The following is a 253-nucleotide window of genomic DNA, read 5'->3' on the forward strand; positions in this document are numbered from 1 at the left end:
TCCTGCAACAGGGCTTCCAGCATGGCGCCGACATAAGCGTCTCCGGAGGCCTGATTGCCGGTCAAGGCACGGGCATACCGACGCAACAACGGTAAATGTTCAGCTACGAGCTGTGATCGGGACATCCCCACTCCATCCTGTCTGAGTCAAAGCACCAGGCGGCGGAATCTAAGCCCCGGCCCCCGATGCGCATGTTTACGCTCCATCCGGACAAAAGTTCCATGGCCCCGGAACTTTCACCACGGCTTTGAAT

General features: G+C 58.5%; 1 pseudogene. It reads right to left on the reverse strand.

Annotation, left to right across the window (positions count from 1 at the left end):
- Nucleotides 1-125, reverse strand: a pseudogene (locus NR195_RS23005) (response regulator); the annotation flags it as partial.
- Between the last annotated feature and the right edge of the window lie 128 nt (nt 126-253).

The organism is Pantoea sp. Ft-CA_14, from assembly GCF_024520875.1.
In the GTDB taxonomy this organism is placed as follows: Bacteria; Pseudomonadota; Gammaproteobacteria; order Enterobacterales; family Enterobacteriaceae; genus Pantoea; species Pantoea agglomerans.